Annotated in this window: 12 protein-coding genes; 6 read left to right on the forward strand and 6 right to left on the reverse strand. The window is 74.3% G+C overall.

Going from position 1 to position 15,169, the window contains the following annotated elements; genetic code table 11:
* Nucleotides 1-64: 64 nt before the first annotated feature.
* Nucleotides 65-1,321, reverse strand: coding sequence for an NAD(P)/FAD-dependent oxidoreductase (locus ACSUPR_RS26405; RefSeq protein WP_436887418.1), 1,257 nt, complete (start codon nucleotides 1,319-1,321; stop codon nucleotides 65-67).
* Between the two features lie 129 nt (nucleotides 1,322-1,450).
* On the opposite strand from ACSUPR_RS26405, the gene ACSUPR_RS26410 reads away from it, so the two are divergent.
* The gene (locus ACSUPR_RS26410) at nucleotides 1,451-1,822 is read left to right on the forward strand and encodes a DUF427 domain-containing protein (RefSeq protein WP_436887419.1); all 372 of its coding nucleotides are present in this window, start codon (nucleotides 1,451-1,453) and stop codon (nucleotides 1,820-1,822) included.
* Nucleotides 1,823-1,867: 45 nt separating this feature from the next.
* Nucleotides 1,868-2,299 carry a protein-tyrosine phosphatase family protein gene (locus ACSUPR_RS26415; protein WP_436887420.1) on the forward strand — a complete coding sequence of 144 codons (432 nt, stop codon included), beginning with the start codon at nucleotides 1,868-1,870 and terminating at the stop codon, nucleotides 2,297-2,299.
* A 21-nt stretch (nucleotides 2,300-2,320) separates the two neighbouring features.
* Here ACSUPR_RS26415 and ACSUPR_RS26420 read toward each other — a convergent pair whose 3' ends face one another.
* The 5 genes from ACSUPR_RS26420 to ACSUPR_RS26440 all read right to left on the reverse strand — a co-directional run bounded on the left by ACSUPR_RS26420 (nucleotide 2,321) and on the right by ACSUPR_RS26440 (nucleotide 7,341).
* Nucleotides 2,321-3,364, reverse strand: coding sequence for a hypothetical protein (locus ACSUPR_RS26420; protein WP_436887422.1), 1,044 nt, complete (start codon nucleotides 3,362-3,364; stop codon nucleotides 2,321-2,323).
* 134 nt (nucleotides 3,365-3,498) lie between these two features.
* Nucleotides 3,499-5,061: a hypothetical protein gene (locus tag ACSUPR_RS26425; protein WP_436887424.1), complete on the reverse strand. Its 1,563-nt coding sequence runs from the start codon at nucleotides 5,059-5,061 to the stop codon at nucleotides 3,499-3,501.
* Entirely contained in the window at nucleotides 5,058-5,954 is an 897-nt protein-coding gene (locus ACSUPR_RS26430) for an ATP-binding cassette domain-containing protein (RefSeq protein WP_436887425.1), read from the reverse strand. The genes ACSUPR_RS26425 and ACSUPR_RS26430 overlap by 4 nt, the downstream gene beginning before the upstream one ends.
* Nucleotides 5,951-6,754, reverse strand: coding sequence for a zf-HC2 domain-containing protein (locus ACSUPR_RS26435; RefSeq protein ID WP_436887426.1), 804 nt, complete (start codon nucleotides 6,752-6,754; stop codon nucleotides 5,951-5,953). The genes ACSUPR_RS26430 and ACSUPR_RS26435 overlap by 4 nt, the downstream gene beginning before the upstream one ends.
* Nucleotides 6,751-7,341 (reverse strand): RNA polymerase sigma factor, encoded by a 591-nt coding sequence (locus tag ACSUPR_RS26440; RefSeq protein ID WP_436887427.1) that lies wholly within the window; start codon nucleotides 7,339-7,341, stop codon nucleotides 6,751-6,753. The genes ACSUPR_RS26435 and ACSUPR_RS26440 overlap by 4 nt, the downstream gene beginning before the upstream one ends.
* 110 nt (nucleotides 7,342-7,451) lie before the next feature.
* On the opposite strand from ACSUPR_RS26440, the gene ACSUPR_RS26445 reads away from it, so the two are divergent.
* From ACSUPR_RS26445 to ACSUPR_RS26460, 4 genes are all read left to right on the forward strand, one after another.
* Complete coding sequence (locus ACSUPR_RS26445; RefSeq protein ID WP_436887429.1) at nucleotides 7,452-8,384, forward strand: LLM class F420-dependent oxidoreductase; 933 nt, start codon at nucleotides 7,452-7,454, stop codon at nucleotides 8,382-8,384.
* A gap of 431 nt (nucleotides 8,385-8,815) precedes the next feature.
* Complete coding sequence (acnA, locus tag ACSUPR_RS26450) at nucleotides 8,816-11,539, forward strand: aconitate hydratase AcnA (RefSeq protein ID WP_436887430.1); 2,724 nt, start codon at nucleotides 8,816-8,818, stop codon at nucleotides 11,537-11,539.
* Nucleotides 11,540-11,701: 162 nt separating this feature from the next.
* Nucleotides 11,702-13,654 carry a hypothetical protein gene (locus ACSUPR_RS26455; protein WP_436887431.1) on the forward strand — a complete coding sequence of 651 codons (1,953 nt, stop codon included), beginning with the start codon at nucleotides 11,702-11,704 and terminating at the stop codon, nucleotides 13,652-13,654.
* Nucleotides 13,644-14,972, forward strand: coding sequence for a hypothetical protein (locus ACSUPR_RS26460; protein WP_436887432.1), 1,329 nt, complete (start codon nucleotides 13,644-13,646; stop codon nucleotides 14,970-14,972). The genes ACSUPR_RS26455 and ACSUPR_RS26460 overlap by 11 nt, the downstream gene beginning before the upstream one ends.
* Nucleotides 14,973-15,169 lie beyond the last annotated feature (197 nt).

Raw genomic sequence — 15,169 nt, forward strand, 5'->3', positions numbered from 1 at the left:
CCGTCGGAACCAGGCCGCCGTACCCCCAGGTCCGGCGCACCCCCGGTGGCCGGCCCCGCCGGCGTCAGCGCGCGCCGAGGTCGGCCAGGACCGCGGCGGCCGCCCGCTCCCCGCTCACCATCGCCCCCTGGAGGGAGGGCGTGTCGCGGTGGTCCCCTGCCACGTAGAGGCCTTTCTCCAGGCGGACGGGGCGGCGCAGGTCGCCCATCGGCGGCGGGGCCGCGGGCAGCGCGTCCGGTATGTGCACGGTCTCCACGTGCTCCCACCCTTCGGCGTCCGTCCCCAGGATCCGGGCCGCCTCGGCGCGGACCGCGTCCTCGCCGGGCCGGTCGGGGCCCACCGTCGAGGAGGCGATCAGGGCCCGTCCGGGCGGCGCGTAGGACGGGGCGGTCGCCGTCATCACCATGACGCTGCTGAGCCGGGTCCCGTGCTGTCCGGAACGTCCGTCCACGTGCAGCAGCGGGTCCTCCCGCTCCAGCGCGGGCCGGGAGTGGAAGTAGGTGGTGGCGGGCCGCAGGACCGGTGCGGGCAGCCGGGGCAGGAGGCGCGGTACGGCACCCGGTCCGACGGCGACCATGACGGCCCTGGCCCGCACGGTGCCGCCGTCCGTCCGCACCGTCCCGGCGGAGACCTCGCGCGCCTTCTCCCCCAGAAGGATGCGCGCGTCCCGGGCCCGCGCCGCGAGCTGGTCGGCCACGGCCTGGACACCCGCCTCCGGCACGGTCAGCCGTCCGCGGGCGAAGCTGCGCCAGACCAGGTCGTTGACCCGGCTGGACGTTCCCAGGGACGGGTCGAGGAAGACGCCGCTCAGGAAGGGGCGCACCAGGGTGTTCACGGCCCGCGCCCCCAGGCCGCTCCGGCGCAGGGCCGTGAGGGTGTCGGTCTCCGGGCGCCGCTTGATCCGGTCGGCCGGCTCCAGCGCGTCCGACCCGACCAGGCGCAGCAGGCGCAGGAGGTCGGAGGGGCGCACCTCCGCCCCGGACAGCAGGGACAGGGCCGACAGCGCACCCGGGGGCGACGCCTCCAGCCGCAGGAGGCCGCGGTCGGTGCGCACCGCCATACCTTTGGGGAACGCGCGCAGGGCGAGGGCGTCCAGGTCCAGGCGGCGGCGGACCGCCGGATAAGCGGTGTTGAGCACCTGGAAGCCGCGGTCCAGGACGTAGCCGTCCCGGACCGTGCTGCGGACGCGCCCCCCGACGCCCGCCTCCGCTTCGACCACGGTGACATCGAGGCCCCGCTCCACCAGGTCGGCCGCGGCGACCAGTCCGGCCACCCCGGCTCCGATGATCACGACGTCACAGCTCGCGGGCAGATCGCTCATGCCCCCAGCCTAGGTCGGCGCCTCCCGGAACGGGCGACACCGCACCGGCGACCCGCCGGAGGTCGCTCTCCCGCCGACCGGTGCGCGAGCGGTCCGCGGGGTAGTCTCTGCGGCGAGAGGGAGGACCACATGACAGGACAGGGCAGGGTCCCCGGACCCGACCACCCCATCACCATCGAGCCCACCGGCGCGCGCGTGGTCGCGCGGGTCGGCGGCCGCGTCGTCGCCGACACGACGGCCGCGCTGACGCTGCGGGAGGCCTCCTACCCGCCGGTGCACTACATCCCGCTCGCCGACGTGGACCCGGCGGTGCTGCGCCCGGCCCCGACCACCACCTACTGCCCCTACAAGGGCACCGCCACCTACCGGACGATCGCCGTCGACGGGGTCGAGCTCGTCGACGCCCTGTGGGTCTACGAGGACCCCCATCCGGCGGTCGCCGGGATCGCCGGACACGCCGCCTTCTATCCCGACAAGGTCGACGTCACCGTCGAGGACTGAGTCCGCCCCTGGGCACGGAGGGGGAGGGGCGGCTAGCCTCACCGGATGACCACCACCTGGCACCCCGACGCCGCGGGAGTCCTGCGCCTGCCCTCGGGCCGCCTGGTCCGGGGGCGCCCGCTCGCGCTGCCCCTGCCGGAGGGCCCGATGCCCGACCTGGGGGTCTACCTGCTGGGCAGGGCCCCCGCACCGGTCCCCTGGGAGTCCCGGTGGGTGCGCTGGCCGGACTTCCGGCTGCCCGCCGATCCCGCGGCCCTGGCCGGTGAACTGGCCGGGGCCCTGGAGCGCGCGGCCGACGAGCGGGTGGAGTTCGCCTGCCTGGGCGGCCGCGGCCGCACCGGGACCGCCCTGTCCTGCCTGGCCGTCCTCGACGGCGTGCCCCCGGGGGAGGCCGTGGCCTACGTGCGCGAGTACTACTCCCCGCACGCCGTCGAGACCCGCCGTCAGGAGCGCTTCGTCGCGGACTTCGCCCCCTGACCGCCCCCGGGGGGGACGGGGTCAGGCCGGGTCCTGGGGGCCCGGGGTGTCGTGGGGGCCGCGGGAGCGACGGCGGGCCAGGTACAGGGCGGTCGCGCCGCCGCCGACCGCCAGCACCCCGGCGGTGACCAGGCCGGCGAGCGCGGCGCCGGTGATGGGCAGGCCTCCCCGCCCGGAGTCCCCGTCGTCGGCGGCCGGGGCGGGGGTCGGAGTGGGCTCCGGCGTCCGCGCGGGCGGATCGGTCCCCTCGTCGGGGTCGTTCCCTCCCGGCGCGGGCGTCGCCGGGGCCGGGGGCGCGTCCTCCCGCCCGGTCGGGGCGTCCGCCGGGGCCGACGGTTCCCCGGACTCCCCGGCGGTCGGGGCGTCCGCGGTGCCGCCGCCGTCGGTGGGGCACTCCACCGACACGGCCGCCATCGTCAGGTCGAACAGCTCGTCGCCGTCGACGGTCGCGGTGACACCGGTGTACATCCGCCCCCGCCCGGAGTCGTCCCGGTCCGGGGCGTGGTCGACCACCGTGACCTCGGCGGTGCGCCCGTCGGGCAGTTCGACGTCCTCGGCTGCCTCGCCGTCGGAGGGGGTGAGCGGCGTTCCGAACACGGTGACGACCCGCTCGGAGTCCGGGCCGCGCTCCCATTCCAGGTTCCCGGAGAAGTCGCAGGTGAGCATGTTGCGCAGCGGCCCGACCTCGACGGCCGGCAGGGCGATGCCGGGCAGGGACAGGGTGAGCCCGCCCAGTTCGGCGACGGCCTCGGCCCGCCCGCCTTCCCGGGCGGTGGTGTTGACCGTCGCCTGCGTGGGCCCCACCGCCGACACCGGTTCGAGCAGCCCGCCCGGATCGCCGGAGGTGTCGGCCTGGAGCCGCTCCTCGCCGACCTCGGAGCTGACGTAGACGGTGCCCCACAGCCCCTCGGTGCCGCCGCCCGCGCCGGGGGCCGCGGCCAGGCCCACCAGGGTTGCGCTCGCGGTCGCCGGGAACGCCGGCGCGGCGAGGGCGGGTGCGATCGTTGCGGGCGCGGCGGCCAGTCCCAGGACGGCCGCGCAGGCGGCGGTACGGCGAAGACTCAACGGATGCCCACCTCGCGGGAGACCCGGCGCGCGGCCGGGAAAGCATGGATGATCGCGAGTCTAGGTACCGGCCGGCAAAGCGACGGGAAAGCGCGCACCGGCCCGGGTAACGGTGTTCCCGGGCCGGTGCGGGGTCAGGGGCCGACCGGGCACAGCGGCAGGCCCGGGTTCCAGGTCTCGTACATGTCCGGGGGCATGTCGGAGAACGCCGCGTCCCATTCGGCGGCGTCGGCGATCCGCGTCTGCTCGCCGGGGACCCGGATGTCCAGCAGCGCGGCCAGTTCCGCGGTGTCCATCGCGCCGGACGAGATCCGGTCCCAGTGCTCCTCCAGCACCGCGCCCACCCGTTCCGGGGGTGCCGAGACGATCTCCCGGCCCAGCACCAGGTCGGCGGGGGAGGGGGCCATGTCCGACATGGCGGTCGCCACCGCGTCGGTCCGCATGAAGGGGTCCTCGGGGATGTGGGAGGCCACGATGCGTTCCACGGCCCACACGACCACGGAGCTGCGGGCCTGGCCGGTGCCCCGGCAGTCGTCCGTCCCGTAGGGGTCGGGCTCACCGGTGGACATCCCCAGCGTCCTGCGGGCGAACGCCGAGTAGAAGTAGGACTGCCAGGGCCGAAGCTCCGGGTCCATGTACTCGTGGACGACGATGGCGGGCCCTGAGACCTCGAAGTCGCGGGTGTACCAGTGCCCGTCCTGCCACACCACCGGTGCGTCGGCCCGTGCCGCCTCGGGCAGCTCGTCCAGGATCGGGTCCAGGGTCTCGTGCCAGGAGGTGACCCAGGAGTCGTAGCCGGGGAGCGGGCAGTAGGTCACGCCCTCGACCTCCCGGCAGGGCCAGGGGCCCGACGTCCCGTGGACCTCGTCGTCACCGTACGCCCGGGGGAGCTCCCCGTCGCCCCACATCGCCCTGTTGCCGTGCACGGCGACCCCCGCGGCCATGGCCCCCAGCAGGACGGCGGCGACCGAGGAGGAGACCAGGACCCGCCGGACCCGGTGCCGGGCGCCCACCACCAGCACCACCAGCGTCGCCAGCGCCAGGCACGTGTAGGCCAGCGAGTACAGCGTCACCTGGGTCAGGGACACCGAGAAGTCGGGGAAGGGGCCGGCGACCCGCTGCAGGGCCATCGACGCGCGCGACACGGCGTTGTTGAGCCGCTCCGACAGCATGATGCCGTTGTAGACCAGGTACAGCGGCAGGCTGAGCGCGAGGATGATCAGCGGCAGGTACGACCTGGTCCACAGGACCAGGAGCAGCGACCCGAGCGGCCCGGCCGCCGCCACCAGGAAGGGCACCGGCAGCGCGAACGGGCTGAGGATCCCGGCGGGGGGCAGGGGCTCGGCCGCCACCCACAGCCACACCGCCAGCCCGCCCAGGGCCGCCCACAGCAGGGGCACCGCGGCCAGTGCCAGGGACAGGACCCTGCCGGTGCGGCCCAGCGGGGTCGTGGAGACCACGGGGTGGCGGGCCTCGCGCACGGCGGAGGGGGTCACGGCGGCGAACCCGAGCGCGGCGACGAACAGGCCCGACACGGACACGTCGGAGTACCAGGTGTCCACCGACTGGCCGGGGTAGGAGCCCGTCCATCCGAAGTAGGCGAGGTACAGCGCCGTGCCGGGCAGCAGGAACGGCCCGCGCAGCAGCCGGAGCATGTTGAACAGGGTCAGCCGGGCGAAGGTGACGGTGCGCCTCACCGCCGCACCTCCGCGGGCGGCTCCCCGGTCAGGCCGACCAGCAGCAGGTAGGCGTCCTCCAGGGTGGGCTCCACCGGAGTGAAGGCCGTCCCGGGCGGCCGCGCCGAGCCCGGCGTCAGGACCCGGTGGCGTCCGTCGGGCAGCCGCCAGGAGGTCAGGCCGGACCCAGGGTCGCCCACGCCCTCCCACACGTACCCGCGGGCGCGCGCCACCAGGTCTCCGGGCGCGCCGTCGAACACGACCCGGCCCCCGTCCAGGCACACGATGTGCCCGCACAGCGCGGCCACGTCCTCGATCTGGTGGGTGGACAGCACCACGGTGCTGTCCACGGCCAGCCGGGAGACCAGGTTGCGGAACCGGATGCGCTGCTCGGGGTCCAGCCCCACCGTCGGTTCGTCGAGCAGCAGCAGCTCGGGGTCGCCCATCAGGGACGAGGCCAGCGCCAGGCGCTGGCGCATGCCGCCCGACAGGCGGCGCACCCGGCTGTGCCGCCGGTCGTACAGCCCGACCTGGCGCAGCACCCGGCGCACCTCGTCGTGCCGGGCCCGGCGCCCGCCCAGCTCCTTGAGCACGGCCATGTAGTCGAGCAGGGCGAACGCGGTGAAGTGCGGGTAGAAGTCGGGGTTCTGCGGCAGGTAGCCCAGCCGCCTGCGGATGTCGGTGCGCTCGGCGGCCCGGGCCGGGTCCAGGCCGAGCAGGCGCACCTGCCCGGAGGTGGCGTCCAGGTCGGTGGCCAGGCAGCGCATCAGGGTGGTCTTCCCGGCGCCGTTGCGGCCCAGCAGGCCGGTCACCCCGGGGCCCAGCTCCAGGTCCACCCCGTCCAGGGCGGTCCGGGTGCCGTAGCTGCGGGTGACCCCGCGCAGCTGCACTCGGCCGGTGAGGGTGGTGGTCATGCCACCCTCACCCGGAGCAGCAGCAGGCCGACCATCGCGGTCAGGGCCACGCCCCACCACAGCTGGGCCTGGGGGGCGAACACCCCGACGGGGACCGTCTGCCCGGACAGGGACACCAGTGCCAGGATCGCCAGCCACAGCACTCCCACGATCCCGGAGGCCGCACTCAGGTGGATCCAGCGGCCGAGCAGGAGCGAGCCCGCGACCAGGGTCAGGGAGGGCAGCAGCCAGAAGACGGCGTCCCAGGCGGTGGCGGTGTAGGGCAGCATCAGCGCGGCCCCGGTGCACAGCAGCAGCGCCGGGACCAGGACCGAGCAGGTGCGGAGGAACAGCAGCCGCTGCCCGGCCATGGGCGTCACCGAGGCCAGGGCGTGCGCCGGGTCGACCCCGCGCCCGTAGGCCAGGGCCACGCCGACCAGCGGAACCACCGGTGCGAGGAAGACGAACATCAGGGAGCCGCGCGGCATGACGTGCGCGGCGATCAGGGCGGCGGCCAGGACCACCACCGTGGAGCCGAGCCAGGCCTGGTAGAGCCGCGGGGTGGCGGCGAGGAGCTTGGCGGTCTCCGCGCGCAGGCCGACGGAGGCCAGCAGGGTCTCGACCGGGCCGCGCCGGGGCCGGTCGACGACGTCGCGCAGCGAGGACCAGCTGTCGGCCAGCCACGGCTCGTCGGCCGGCAGCAGGGACCGGCAGGGCGCGCAGTGCATCAGGTGGGCCTCCACCGACATCGCGGTGATCTCGTCGCTTCTCCGGGCCGCGTAGTCGTGGGCCTGGGCCGGGGTCAGGTGCCAACCGCTCATGACGTCAATGCCTCCCGCAGGCGCGCCTTGGCGCGCATCACCCGTGTCTTCACGGTGCCTTCGGGGATCTGGAGAATCTGTGCGGCCTCCCGCACGGTGAGCCCGTCCAGCACGGTCGCCTGTATGGCGGCCCGCAGCTCCGGGGACAGGGTGTGCAGGGCCGCGCCCAGGGGGCCGTGCTCGATGTTGAGCAGCACGGTGTCCTCGGCGGAGGCGTCCCCGATGGTCTCGTAGGGCTCGGCCTCGATATCGGAGATCCACCGGTTGGCCCGCCTGCGCAGCTGGGATATCAGCTGGCGGATGGCGATGGTCCACAGCCAGGCCCCGGCATCGGTGTCGCCGGGCCTGGGGGTGAAGGAGCCGGCGTTCTTCCACACGGCCAGGAAGGTCTCCTGGAGGGCGGCGTCGACCTGGTCGGGGTCGGAGCAGCGGTAGTTCAGGCGCGCCCGCAGCCAGGGCGCGTGCCTGCGGTGGAGGATCTCCAACGCCTCGGCCTCGCCCGCCGCGATGGCGGTCAGCAGCAGGGGATCGCCGCTGTCGGGGCCGTAGGAGGGTGCGCGGCGGTGCGCGCGTCGGAACAGCTTCACGGTCGGGTTATCGCTCGGATCTCGCAGGACGGTTCACGGGGGGCGGGCTTTTCGACGCTACCCGCGCGCCGGGGGGAGATCGTCCCCGCGGGTGGGAGAAAATGGGGTTTATGCGCCTGAGGATCTTCCTTGAGCCCCAGCAGGGGGCCACTTACGAGGACCAGCTCGCCGTGGCCGAGGCCACCGAGGAACTCGGGTTCGACGCCCTCTTCCGCTCGGACCACTATCTGCACATGGGAGGCGGTGACGGCCTGCCCGGGCCCACGGACGCCTGGATCACGCTGGCCGGGCTGGCCCGGGAGACCTCCCGGATCCGCCTGGGGACGCTGATGACGGCGGCGACGTTCCGCTACCCGGGGCCGCTGGCGATCGCGGTCGCGCAGGTGGACCGGATGAGCGGCGGCCGGGTGGAGTTCGGCTTCGGCGCGGGCTGGTTCGAGGAGGAGCACGCCGCCTACGGCATCCCCTTCCCGACGACGGCCCGGGAGCGGTTCGACCGCTACGAGGAGCAGCTCGACATCATCACCGGCCTGTGGTCCACGCCGGCCGGGGGCGCGTTCCGGTACGAGGGCAAGTACTACCGGCTGGCGGAGGGGCCCGCGCTGCCCAAGCCGGAGCAGAGCCCGCGGCCGCCGGTGCTCATCGGCGGGACCGGTCCGCGCCGCACCCCGCGGCTGGCGGCGGCGTTCGCCGACGAGTACAACGTGCCGTTCGCCTCGGTGGCCGACACCGGAGCCGCCTTCGACCGGACGCGGGCGGCCGCGGCGGCGGTGGGGCGCACCGACCCGATCATCTACTCCGCGGCGCAGGTGCTCTGCGTGGGGCGCGACGAGGCCGAGGTGGCCCGGCGGGCCGGGCGCATCGGCAGGCGGGTGGACGAGCTGCGGGCGAACGGCCTGGCCGGCACGCCCGACGAGGTGGTGGACAAGATCGGCCGGTTCGCCGAGCTGGGCGCCGAGCGCATGTACCTCCAGCTGCTGGACATGGCGGACCTGGAGCACCTGGAGCTGGTGGCCTCCGCGGTCGCTCCGCAGCTGGACTGACCGCGGACGTCGCGTGCGAGGGGGCGGGCGGGCTCCGGAGGAGCGGTTTCCGGGGAGAACACGGCGGGGCGCCGACGGGTGCCGGGCGGCGCCACGATAACTTGATATCGAGATACAAGTGGGATAACTTGATATCAAGATAAAAAGAGGGTTCCCCCCGACCCGGGCCGGACCCGGGTGTGTGACGTCGACCTCTCGGCGTCTCCCGGACCCGAGCATCACGGGCGTCCGCGCGCAGCGGACCGCCTGGCCTGCGGCGAATGGTGTCGTTGCAGGTCATGGCCGCTTCCGAGAGGTCGGATACGGTCGGAGGACACCCCCGCGGCCCTCCGTCCACCCGGCGACCGGTTAGGGCGGCCTCAGTGGGTCCCGCACCCGCCCGATGGGGCAGGATGCCAGGGACAAAGTGGCGAGATCAGGAGGCAGACACCGTGTCCGCGAACAGCTTCGGCGCCCGTGACACGTTGCGCGTTGGCGACGAGTCGTACGAGATCTTCCGGTTGGACTCCGTGGAGGGCTCCAACCGGCTTCCCTACAGCCTGAAGGTCCTCCTGGAGAACCTTCTGCGCACCGAGGACGGCGCGAACGTCACCGCCGACCACATCCGCGCCCTGGCCGGCTGGGACTCCAAGGCCCAGCCCAGCCAGGAGATCCAGTTCACCCCGGCCCGGGTGATCATGCAGGACTTCACCGGCGTCCCCTGCGTCGTCGACCTCGCCACCATGCGCGAGGCCGTCCGCGACATGGGCGGCGACCCGGACAAGATCAACCCGCTCGCCCCCGCCGAGCTGGTGATCGACCACTCCGTCATCGTCGACCTCTTCGGCACCCCCGACGCCTTCGAGCGCAACGTCGAGATCGAGTACGAGCGCAACCAGGAGCGCTACAAGTTCCTGCGCTGGGGCCAGACCGCGTTCGACGAGTTCAAGGTCGTCCCGCCCGGCACCGGCATCGTCCACCAGGCCAACATCGAGCACCTCGCGCGCGTCACCATGAGCCGCAACGGCCAGGCCTACCCCGACACCTGCGTCGGCACCGACTCCCACACCACCATGCAGAACGGCCTGGGCATCCTGGGCTGGGGCGTCGGCGGCATCGAGGCGGAGGCCGCCATGCTCGGCCAGCCGATCTCCATGCTCATCCCGCGCGTGGTCGGCTTCAAGCTCACCGGCCAGCTCAAGCCCGGCACCACCGCCACCGACCTGGTGCTCACCATCACCGAGCTGCTGCGCAAGCACGGCGTGGTCGGCAAGTTCGTCGAGTTCTACGGCGAGGGCGTCACCTCCGTGCCGCTGGCCAACCGCGCCACCATCGGCAACATGAGCCCCGAGTTCGGCTCCACCGCCGCGATCTTCCCGATCGACGACGAGACCATCCGCTACATGCGCCTGACCGGCCGCTCCGAGCAGCAGGTCGCCCTGACCGAGGCCTACGCCAAGGCCAACGGCTTCTGGCACGACCCGGCCAACGAGCCCGAGTTCTCCGAGTACCTGGAGCTCGACCTCGGCGACGTCGTCCCGTCGATCGCCGGCCCCAAGCGCCCGCAGGACCGCATCGTCCTGGCCGAGGCCAAGCAGACCTGGCGCCACGACGTCCGCAACTACGTCGAGGACGAGGTCGACGAGGCGGGCGAGGAGTCCTTCCCGGCCTCCGACGCCCCGGCGCAGGGCGCCAACGGCGCGCGCCCGCACAAGCCCGTCAAGGTCACCATGGCCGACGGCACCGAGACCGAGATCGACCACGGCGCCGTCGTGATCGCCGCGATCACCTCCTGCACCAACACCTCCAACCCCTCGGTCATGCTGGGCGCCGCCCTGCTGGCCAAGAAGGCGGTGGAGAAGGGCCTGTCCCGCAAGCCGTGGGTCAAGACCTCCATGGCCCCGGGCTCCAAGGTCGTCACCGACTACTACGAGCGCTCCGGCCTGACCCCGTACCTGGACAAGCTGGGCTTCAACCTGGTCGGCTACGGCTGCACCACCTGCATCGGCAACTCCGGCCCGCTGCCGGAGGAGATCTCCAAGGCCGTCCAGGACAACGACCTGGCCGTCACCGCCGTGCTGTCCGGCAACCGCAACTTCGAGGGCCGGATCAACCCGGACGTCAAGATGAACTACCTGGCCTCGCCGCCGCTGGTGGTCGCCTACGCCCTGGCCGGGTCCCTCGACATCGACATCACCACCGAGTCCCTGGGCACCGGCAAGGACGGTCAGCCCGTCTACCTGGCCGACATCTGGCCGACCGCCGAGGAGATCCAGGAGGTCATGGACTCCGCGATCGCCGCCGACATGTACGAGTCGGCCTACGCGGACGTCTTCGCCGGCGACGAGCGCTGGCGCTCGCTGCCGACCCCGACCGGCAACACCTTCGAGTGGGACGGCGAGTCGACCTACGTCCGCAAGCCCCCGTACTTCGAGGGCATGGCGCCGACCCCGGCCCCGGTCACCGACATCACCGGCGCCCGCGTCCTGGCCAAGCTGGGAGACTCGGTCACCACCGACCACATCTCCCCGGCCGGTGCGATCAAGCCGGGCACCCCGGCGGCCGAGTACCTCAAGGCCCACGGCGTGGAGCGCCGCGACTTCAACTCCTACGGTTCCCGTCGCGGCAACCACGAGGTGATGATCCGCGGTACCTTCGCCAACATCCGCCTGCGCAACCAGATCGCGCCGGGCACCGAGGGCGGCTACACCCGCGACTTCACCCTGCCCGACGCCCCGGTGTCGTTCATCTACGACGCCGCGCAGAACTACGCCGCGCAGGGCACCCCGCTGGTCGTCCTGGGCGGCAAGGAGTACGGCTCGGGCTCGTCCCGTGACTGGGCGGCCAAGGGCACCAGCCTGCTGGGCGTGCGCGCGGTCATCACCGAGTCCTACGAGCGCATCCACCGCTCCAACCTCATCGGCATGGGCGTCCTGCCCCTGCAGTTCCCCGAGGGGCAGAGCGCGGACTCCCTCGGCCTGACCGGCGAGGAGACCTTCTCCATCACCGGTGTGACCGAGCTGAACGAGGGCCGCATCCCCGCCACGGTGAAGGTGAGCACCGACACCGGCGTCGAGTTCGACGCCGTGGTGCGCATCGACACCCCCGGTGAGGCCGACTACTACCGCAACGGCGGCATCCTGCAGTACGTGCTGCGCCAGCTGATCGCCGAGTAGTCACCGCGACTCCGCTGCCGTGCCCGACCGGCGCGGCGCGCGGTTCACGGGGCCGCCACCGTCCGACCGACGGTGGCGGCCCCTTTCCCTTCCCTCGCGGACCTTCGGGACGCAGGTGGCACCGGGTAAGGGCTGTCCGCAACAGGGGGCTATGCTCTGCCCATGCCCATCCCTCACCGTGCCCGCGGCCCGCTCCGCGCCCTGCTCCTCACGGTGGTGCCGGTCCTGCTCCTTTTGTCCGCCCCCGCCGCGGCCGACACCACCGGCGGCGGAACCGCCCCCGGGGTCGCCCCGCAGGCGACCTACGCCGAGCACTTCGCCGGGCTGCTCGCCGAACAGCCCGCGGGCGCCGCGGTCGTGGTGGACGGCGCCACGGGCGGCCCCGTCCCGCCGGAGGAGATCGAACGCGGGATCCACGAGGCCTTCGAGCCCCTGGGGGTGCCCTACCACGTGGTGGTCACCCCCTACCTCGGCGCGGGCAGCGGCGCCGGGACGGGCCAGATCCTGCCCGCCGTGCACGACCGGCTCGGCGCCGACGGCGTCTACGCCGTCCTGCCGGCCTCGGGCGGGTTCACCGAACTGCGCGTCTACGGGACCGACCTGTCGGTGGACGGCGCCCGGGACGCCGTGTACGAGGCGGACCTGTACGGCGTCCCCGCCCACGAGGTGGCCCGGGTCCTGGTCGCCGGACTGACCGGAGGCGGACCCCCCGAGGAGTTCGCCGAGCGGGGCGAGGGAGAGGGGTTCTGGGCCGAGTTCCGCGCCGACATCGACCCCACCCGCTACAACGGCCCCGAGAACCTCGGCTTCCTCGTGGGCTCGGTGGCCGGCGCCCTCCTGGTGGGTGCGGGCTGGACCGCCTGGCGGGGGCTGCGGCGCGGCCGGATCGTGGTCCCCACCATCGCGGTCCTGGCGGCCCTCTCGGCGGGCGGCGCACTCGTCACCGCCACCTACAACTACACGATGGACGCGCCCGTCGGCGGACACGAGGTCGCCGACCCCGAGGACCTGGTCCGCCAGGAGCCGCCGTACGTCGTCTCGACCGGCCGGGTCGAGCACATCGCCGCCGCCCTCGCGGAGGGCCCTCTCTACGTCGACCCGATCATGCCCCTGACCCGCGAGGGGCTGGAGGGGGTCCCCGCCCTGCTGGAGCGGGCGCCGGTCCCGGTGTACGCGGCGGTCGTGCCGCTGTCGCACGAGGACGAGGCCGGCGGCGACCCGGAGGTCCTGGCCGCGGCGCTGGCCGCGGTCGCCGAGGAGGACGGCGTCTACCTGGTCGTCGGACCCGGGATCGACGCCCCCGACATCGGCGCGGCCGCCCGCGGGCTGGAGGTCGACCCCTACGAGCTGTGGTACCCCATGGCCTACAGCGAGGAGCCGACCCCGGCCGCCGCGCTGGAGAGCGCGGCGGCCGACCTGGCGGAGATGGAGTTCACGCCCGGGGACGGGTACCGGCCCCTGTTCGCCGACGACGAGGTGCACCTGCCCGGCCCCCGTGCGGAGCGCTACTGGGAGGGCGGCTTCTTCGGAGGGCTCCTGCTGGTCGGTCCGGTCGTGGCCGCCGTCCTGATCGCCCTCGTCTACACGGGTGTCCACCTGCCCCGGCTCGTTCGGAGCGGTGCCCCGACCGCCGTCGTGGGCGAGCGCAGGCTGCGGCGCATCGCGGGCCGGGAGGCCGGGCGGGTGCGCGCGCTGGTGGCGCACGGGCCCGACCGGATCCCCGCCGGGTTCATGCCCCAGGCCGAGGCGGCCCTCATCCTCATGGACCGCTCGCCCCGGGGGCTGGACCTGCTCGGTGCCGCGGTGCTGTGCCGCCGGGTGCTGGCCGCGGCGCAGGACCCCGGGGCCGACACCGTGCCCTGCGCCGTGGACCCGCTCCACCCGTTCGCCACCGAGCGGGCCAGGTCCCGGATCGGAGGCCGGGTCCCCCTGTGCGCGGACTGCGCCCGCCTTCCCGACGACGAACGGGTGAAGCGGATCCTGCGGCTGCGCGGCCGCGGTACATCCCACTCCTACCGGGCGAAACCGGATGACCCGTGGATCCGTCATTCCTTCGGGGCGGACCGGCCCCGACACCTGGTCGACCTGCTGCTCGAGGAGAACCGTGTCCACTGACCCCCGCACGCCCCCGCGCCGACGGGCCGCGATCCCGGTCGCGGCCCTGGCCCTGGCCGCGTCCCTGGCCGGAGCCCCGGCCCTGGCCGACACCGCGTCCCCGGCCCCGGCGGAGGCGACCGCCGCGGAGGAGGCCGCGAGCCCGGCGCAGGTGATCGCCGACGCCCTGGCCGACTCGCCCGTCCACGTCGACCCCGCCTACGAGAGCGCCTACGCGGCGGAGGCCCGCGAGCGCGTCGTGTCGATGATCGACCGGCACGACCTGGACCTGTACGTCATCGTCGTCCCCCTGGCGGAGGGTGACGAATGGGACGGGGAGGGCGAAGCGCTGGCCTCGGCCGTGCACGACCGCATGGGCGGCGGCGAGCGGCACTTCCTGATCTACGACCGCCGCGGCGACCTGGAGGGCCACGACCTGGGCACGGCCCCGGACGACTGGTCCAAGCCCGCCTTCTACGGGTCCCTGGCCGCGAGCTACAAGACCATGGGCGGGCAGAAGACCCTGCCGGCCCTGGTGGAGGCGGCCGTCGAGGCAGCCCTCTCCGACGACCCCGAAGCCGCCTACGAGGCGGCGCAGCAGGCCTACTACGACAGGGCGGGAGAACCGCCGAGCGGCAACCTCATGCCCGCCCGGTGGTGGAACCCGTGGATCGTGGGAGCGGTGGCGCTCGCACTCCTGCTCGCCGTGGCCTTCCCGCTGTACCGGCTCGCCGCCCGGTCCCGCCCCGGGCTGTTCGGCCGGCGCGCCGCCGTGCCGATCGCCCAGCACGCGGCGTTCGACAACGCCGACCGAGCCCAGCTGGACTCGCTGGTCGAGCGCGGTGCGCGCGACCTCATCGAACTGGGGGAGCGGCTCAGCGAGGCCAACGGTGCCGCTCCGCAGAACCTCTCCCGCGCCCTGGACGCCCGGGACGCCGCCGCCCGCGTCCACGACCGCATGGCCCAGGAGGGCCCGACCCTGCCCGACGCGGTCGGCGTGCTCGTCCTGCTGGACCTGGCCGAGGACGCCCTGGCCGGGCTGCGCACCCCGCGCCGGCCCTGCTACGCCAACCCGCTGCACGGCAACGACACCCGGCAGACCCAGTGGCGCGAGTTCGGCGGGCTGCGCACCATCCGCGTTCCGCTGTGCGCGGAGTGCGCCCGCGCCGTGCGCGACCGGCTCCGGCCCACGGTGCTGCCCGCCGAGCACGAGGGCCGCTCGGTCCCCTACTACGAGGTGCCCGCCGAGTACAGCGTCTGGGCGGCCACCGGTTACGGGACGCTCGGCGACGACCTGGTCGAGCGGATCCTGCGCGGCGGCCACCGGGCCGCCCGCTGACCGCGGCGGGGGCGGGACCACGCGGCCGCCGTTGCGGCCGGGGCGGTGATCCGGCGTAAGGTGGTCCCGGAAAAGCGGCCGATGCGGGCAGGGCGCGTCCCCGTCCCCGTCGGCTCCGCCGGCCCCGGACGGCCGCCGCACCGCGGCGGCCCGCGTCCACGAGCGCCGAAGCCCCTGCCCCGCGCATCCCGGCCGCC

Origin of the sequence: Nocardiopsis dassonvillei (assembly GCF_964273065.1) — a bacterium.
In the GTDB taxonomy this organism is placed as follows: domain Bacteria; phylum Actinomycetota; class Actinomycetes; order Streptosporangiales; family Streptosporangiaceae; genus Nocardiopsis; species Nocardiopsis dassonvillei_B.

Excerpts from the sequence above, each read along its gene's own strand:
- ACSUPR_RS26405 (WP_436887418.1), bottom strand. The coding sequence starts at position 1,321 with ATGAGCGATCTGCCCGCGAGCTGTGACGTCGTGATCATCGGAGCCGGG.
- ACSUPR_RS26410 (WP_436887419.1), top strand. The coding sequence starts at position 1,451 with ATGACAGGACAGGGCAGGGTCCCCGGACCCGACCACCCCATCACCATC.
- ACSUPR_RS26415 (WP_436887420.1), top strand. The coding sequence starts at position 1,868 with ATGACCACCACCTGGCACCCCGACGCCGCGGGAGTCCTGCGCCTGCCC.
- ACSUPR_RS26430 (WP_436887425.1), bottom strand. The coding sequence starts at position 5,954 with ATGACCACCACCCTCACCGGCCGAGTGCAGCTGCGCGGGGTCACCCGC.
- ACSUPR_RS26435 (WP_436887426.1), bottom strand. The coding sequence starts at position 6,754 with ATGAGCGGTTGGCACCTGACCCCGGCCCAGGCCCACGACTACGCGGCC.
- ACSUPR_RS26445 (WP_436887429.1), top strand. The coding sequence starts at position 7,452 with ATGCGCCTGAGGATCTTCCTTGAGCCCCAGCAGGGGGCCACTTACGAG.
- ACSUPR_RS26455 (WP_436887431.1), top strand. The coding sequence starts at position 11,702 with ATGCCCATCCCTCACCGTGCCCGCGGCCCGCTCCGCGCCCTGCTCCTC.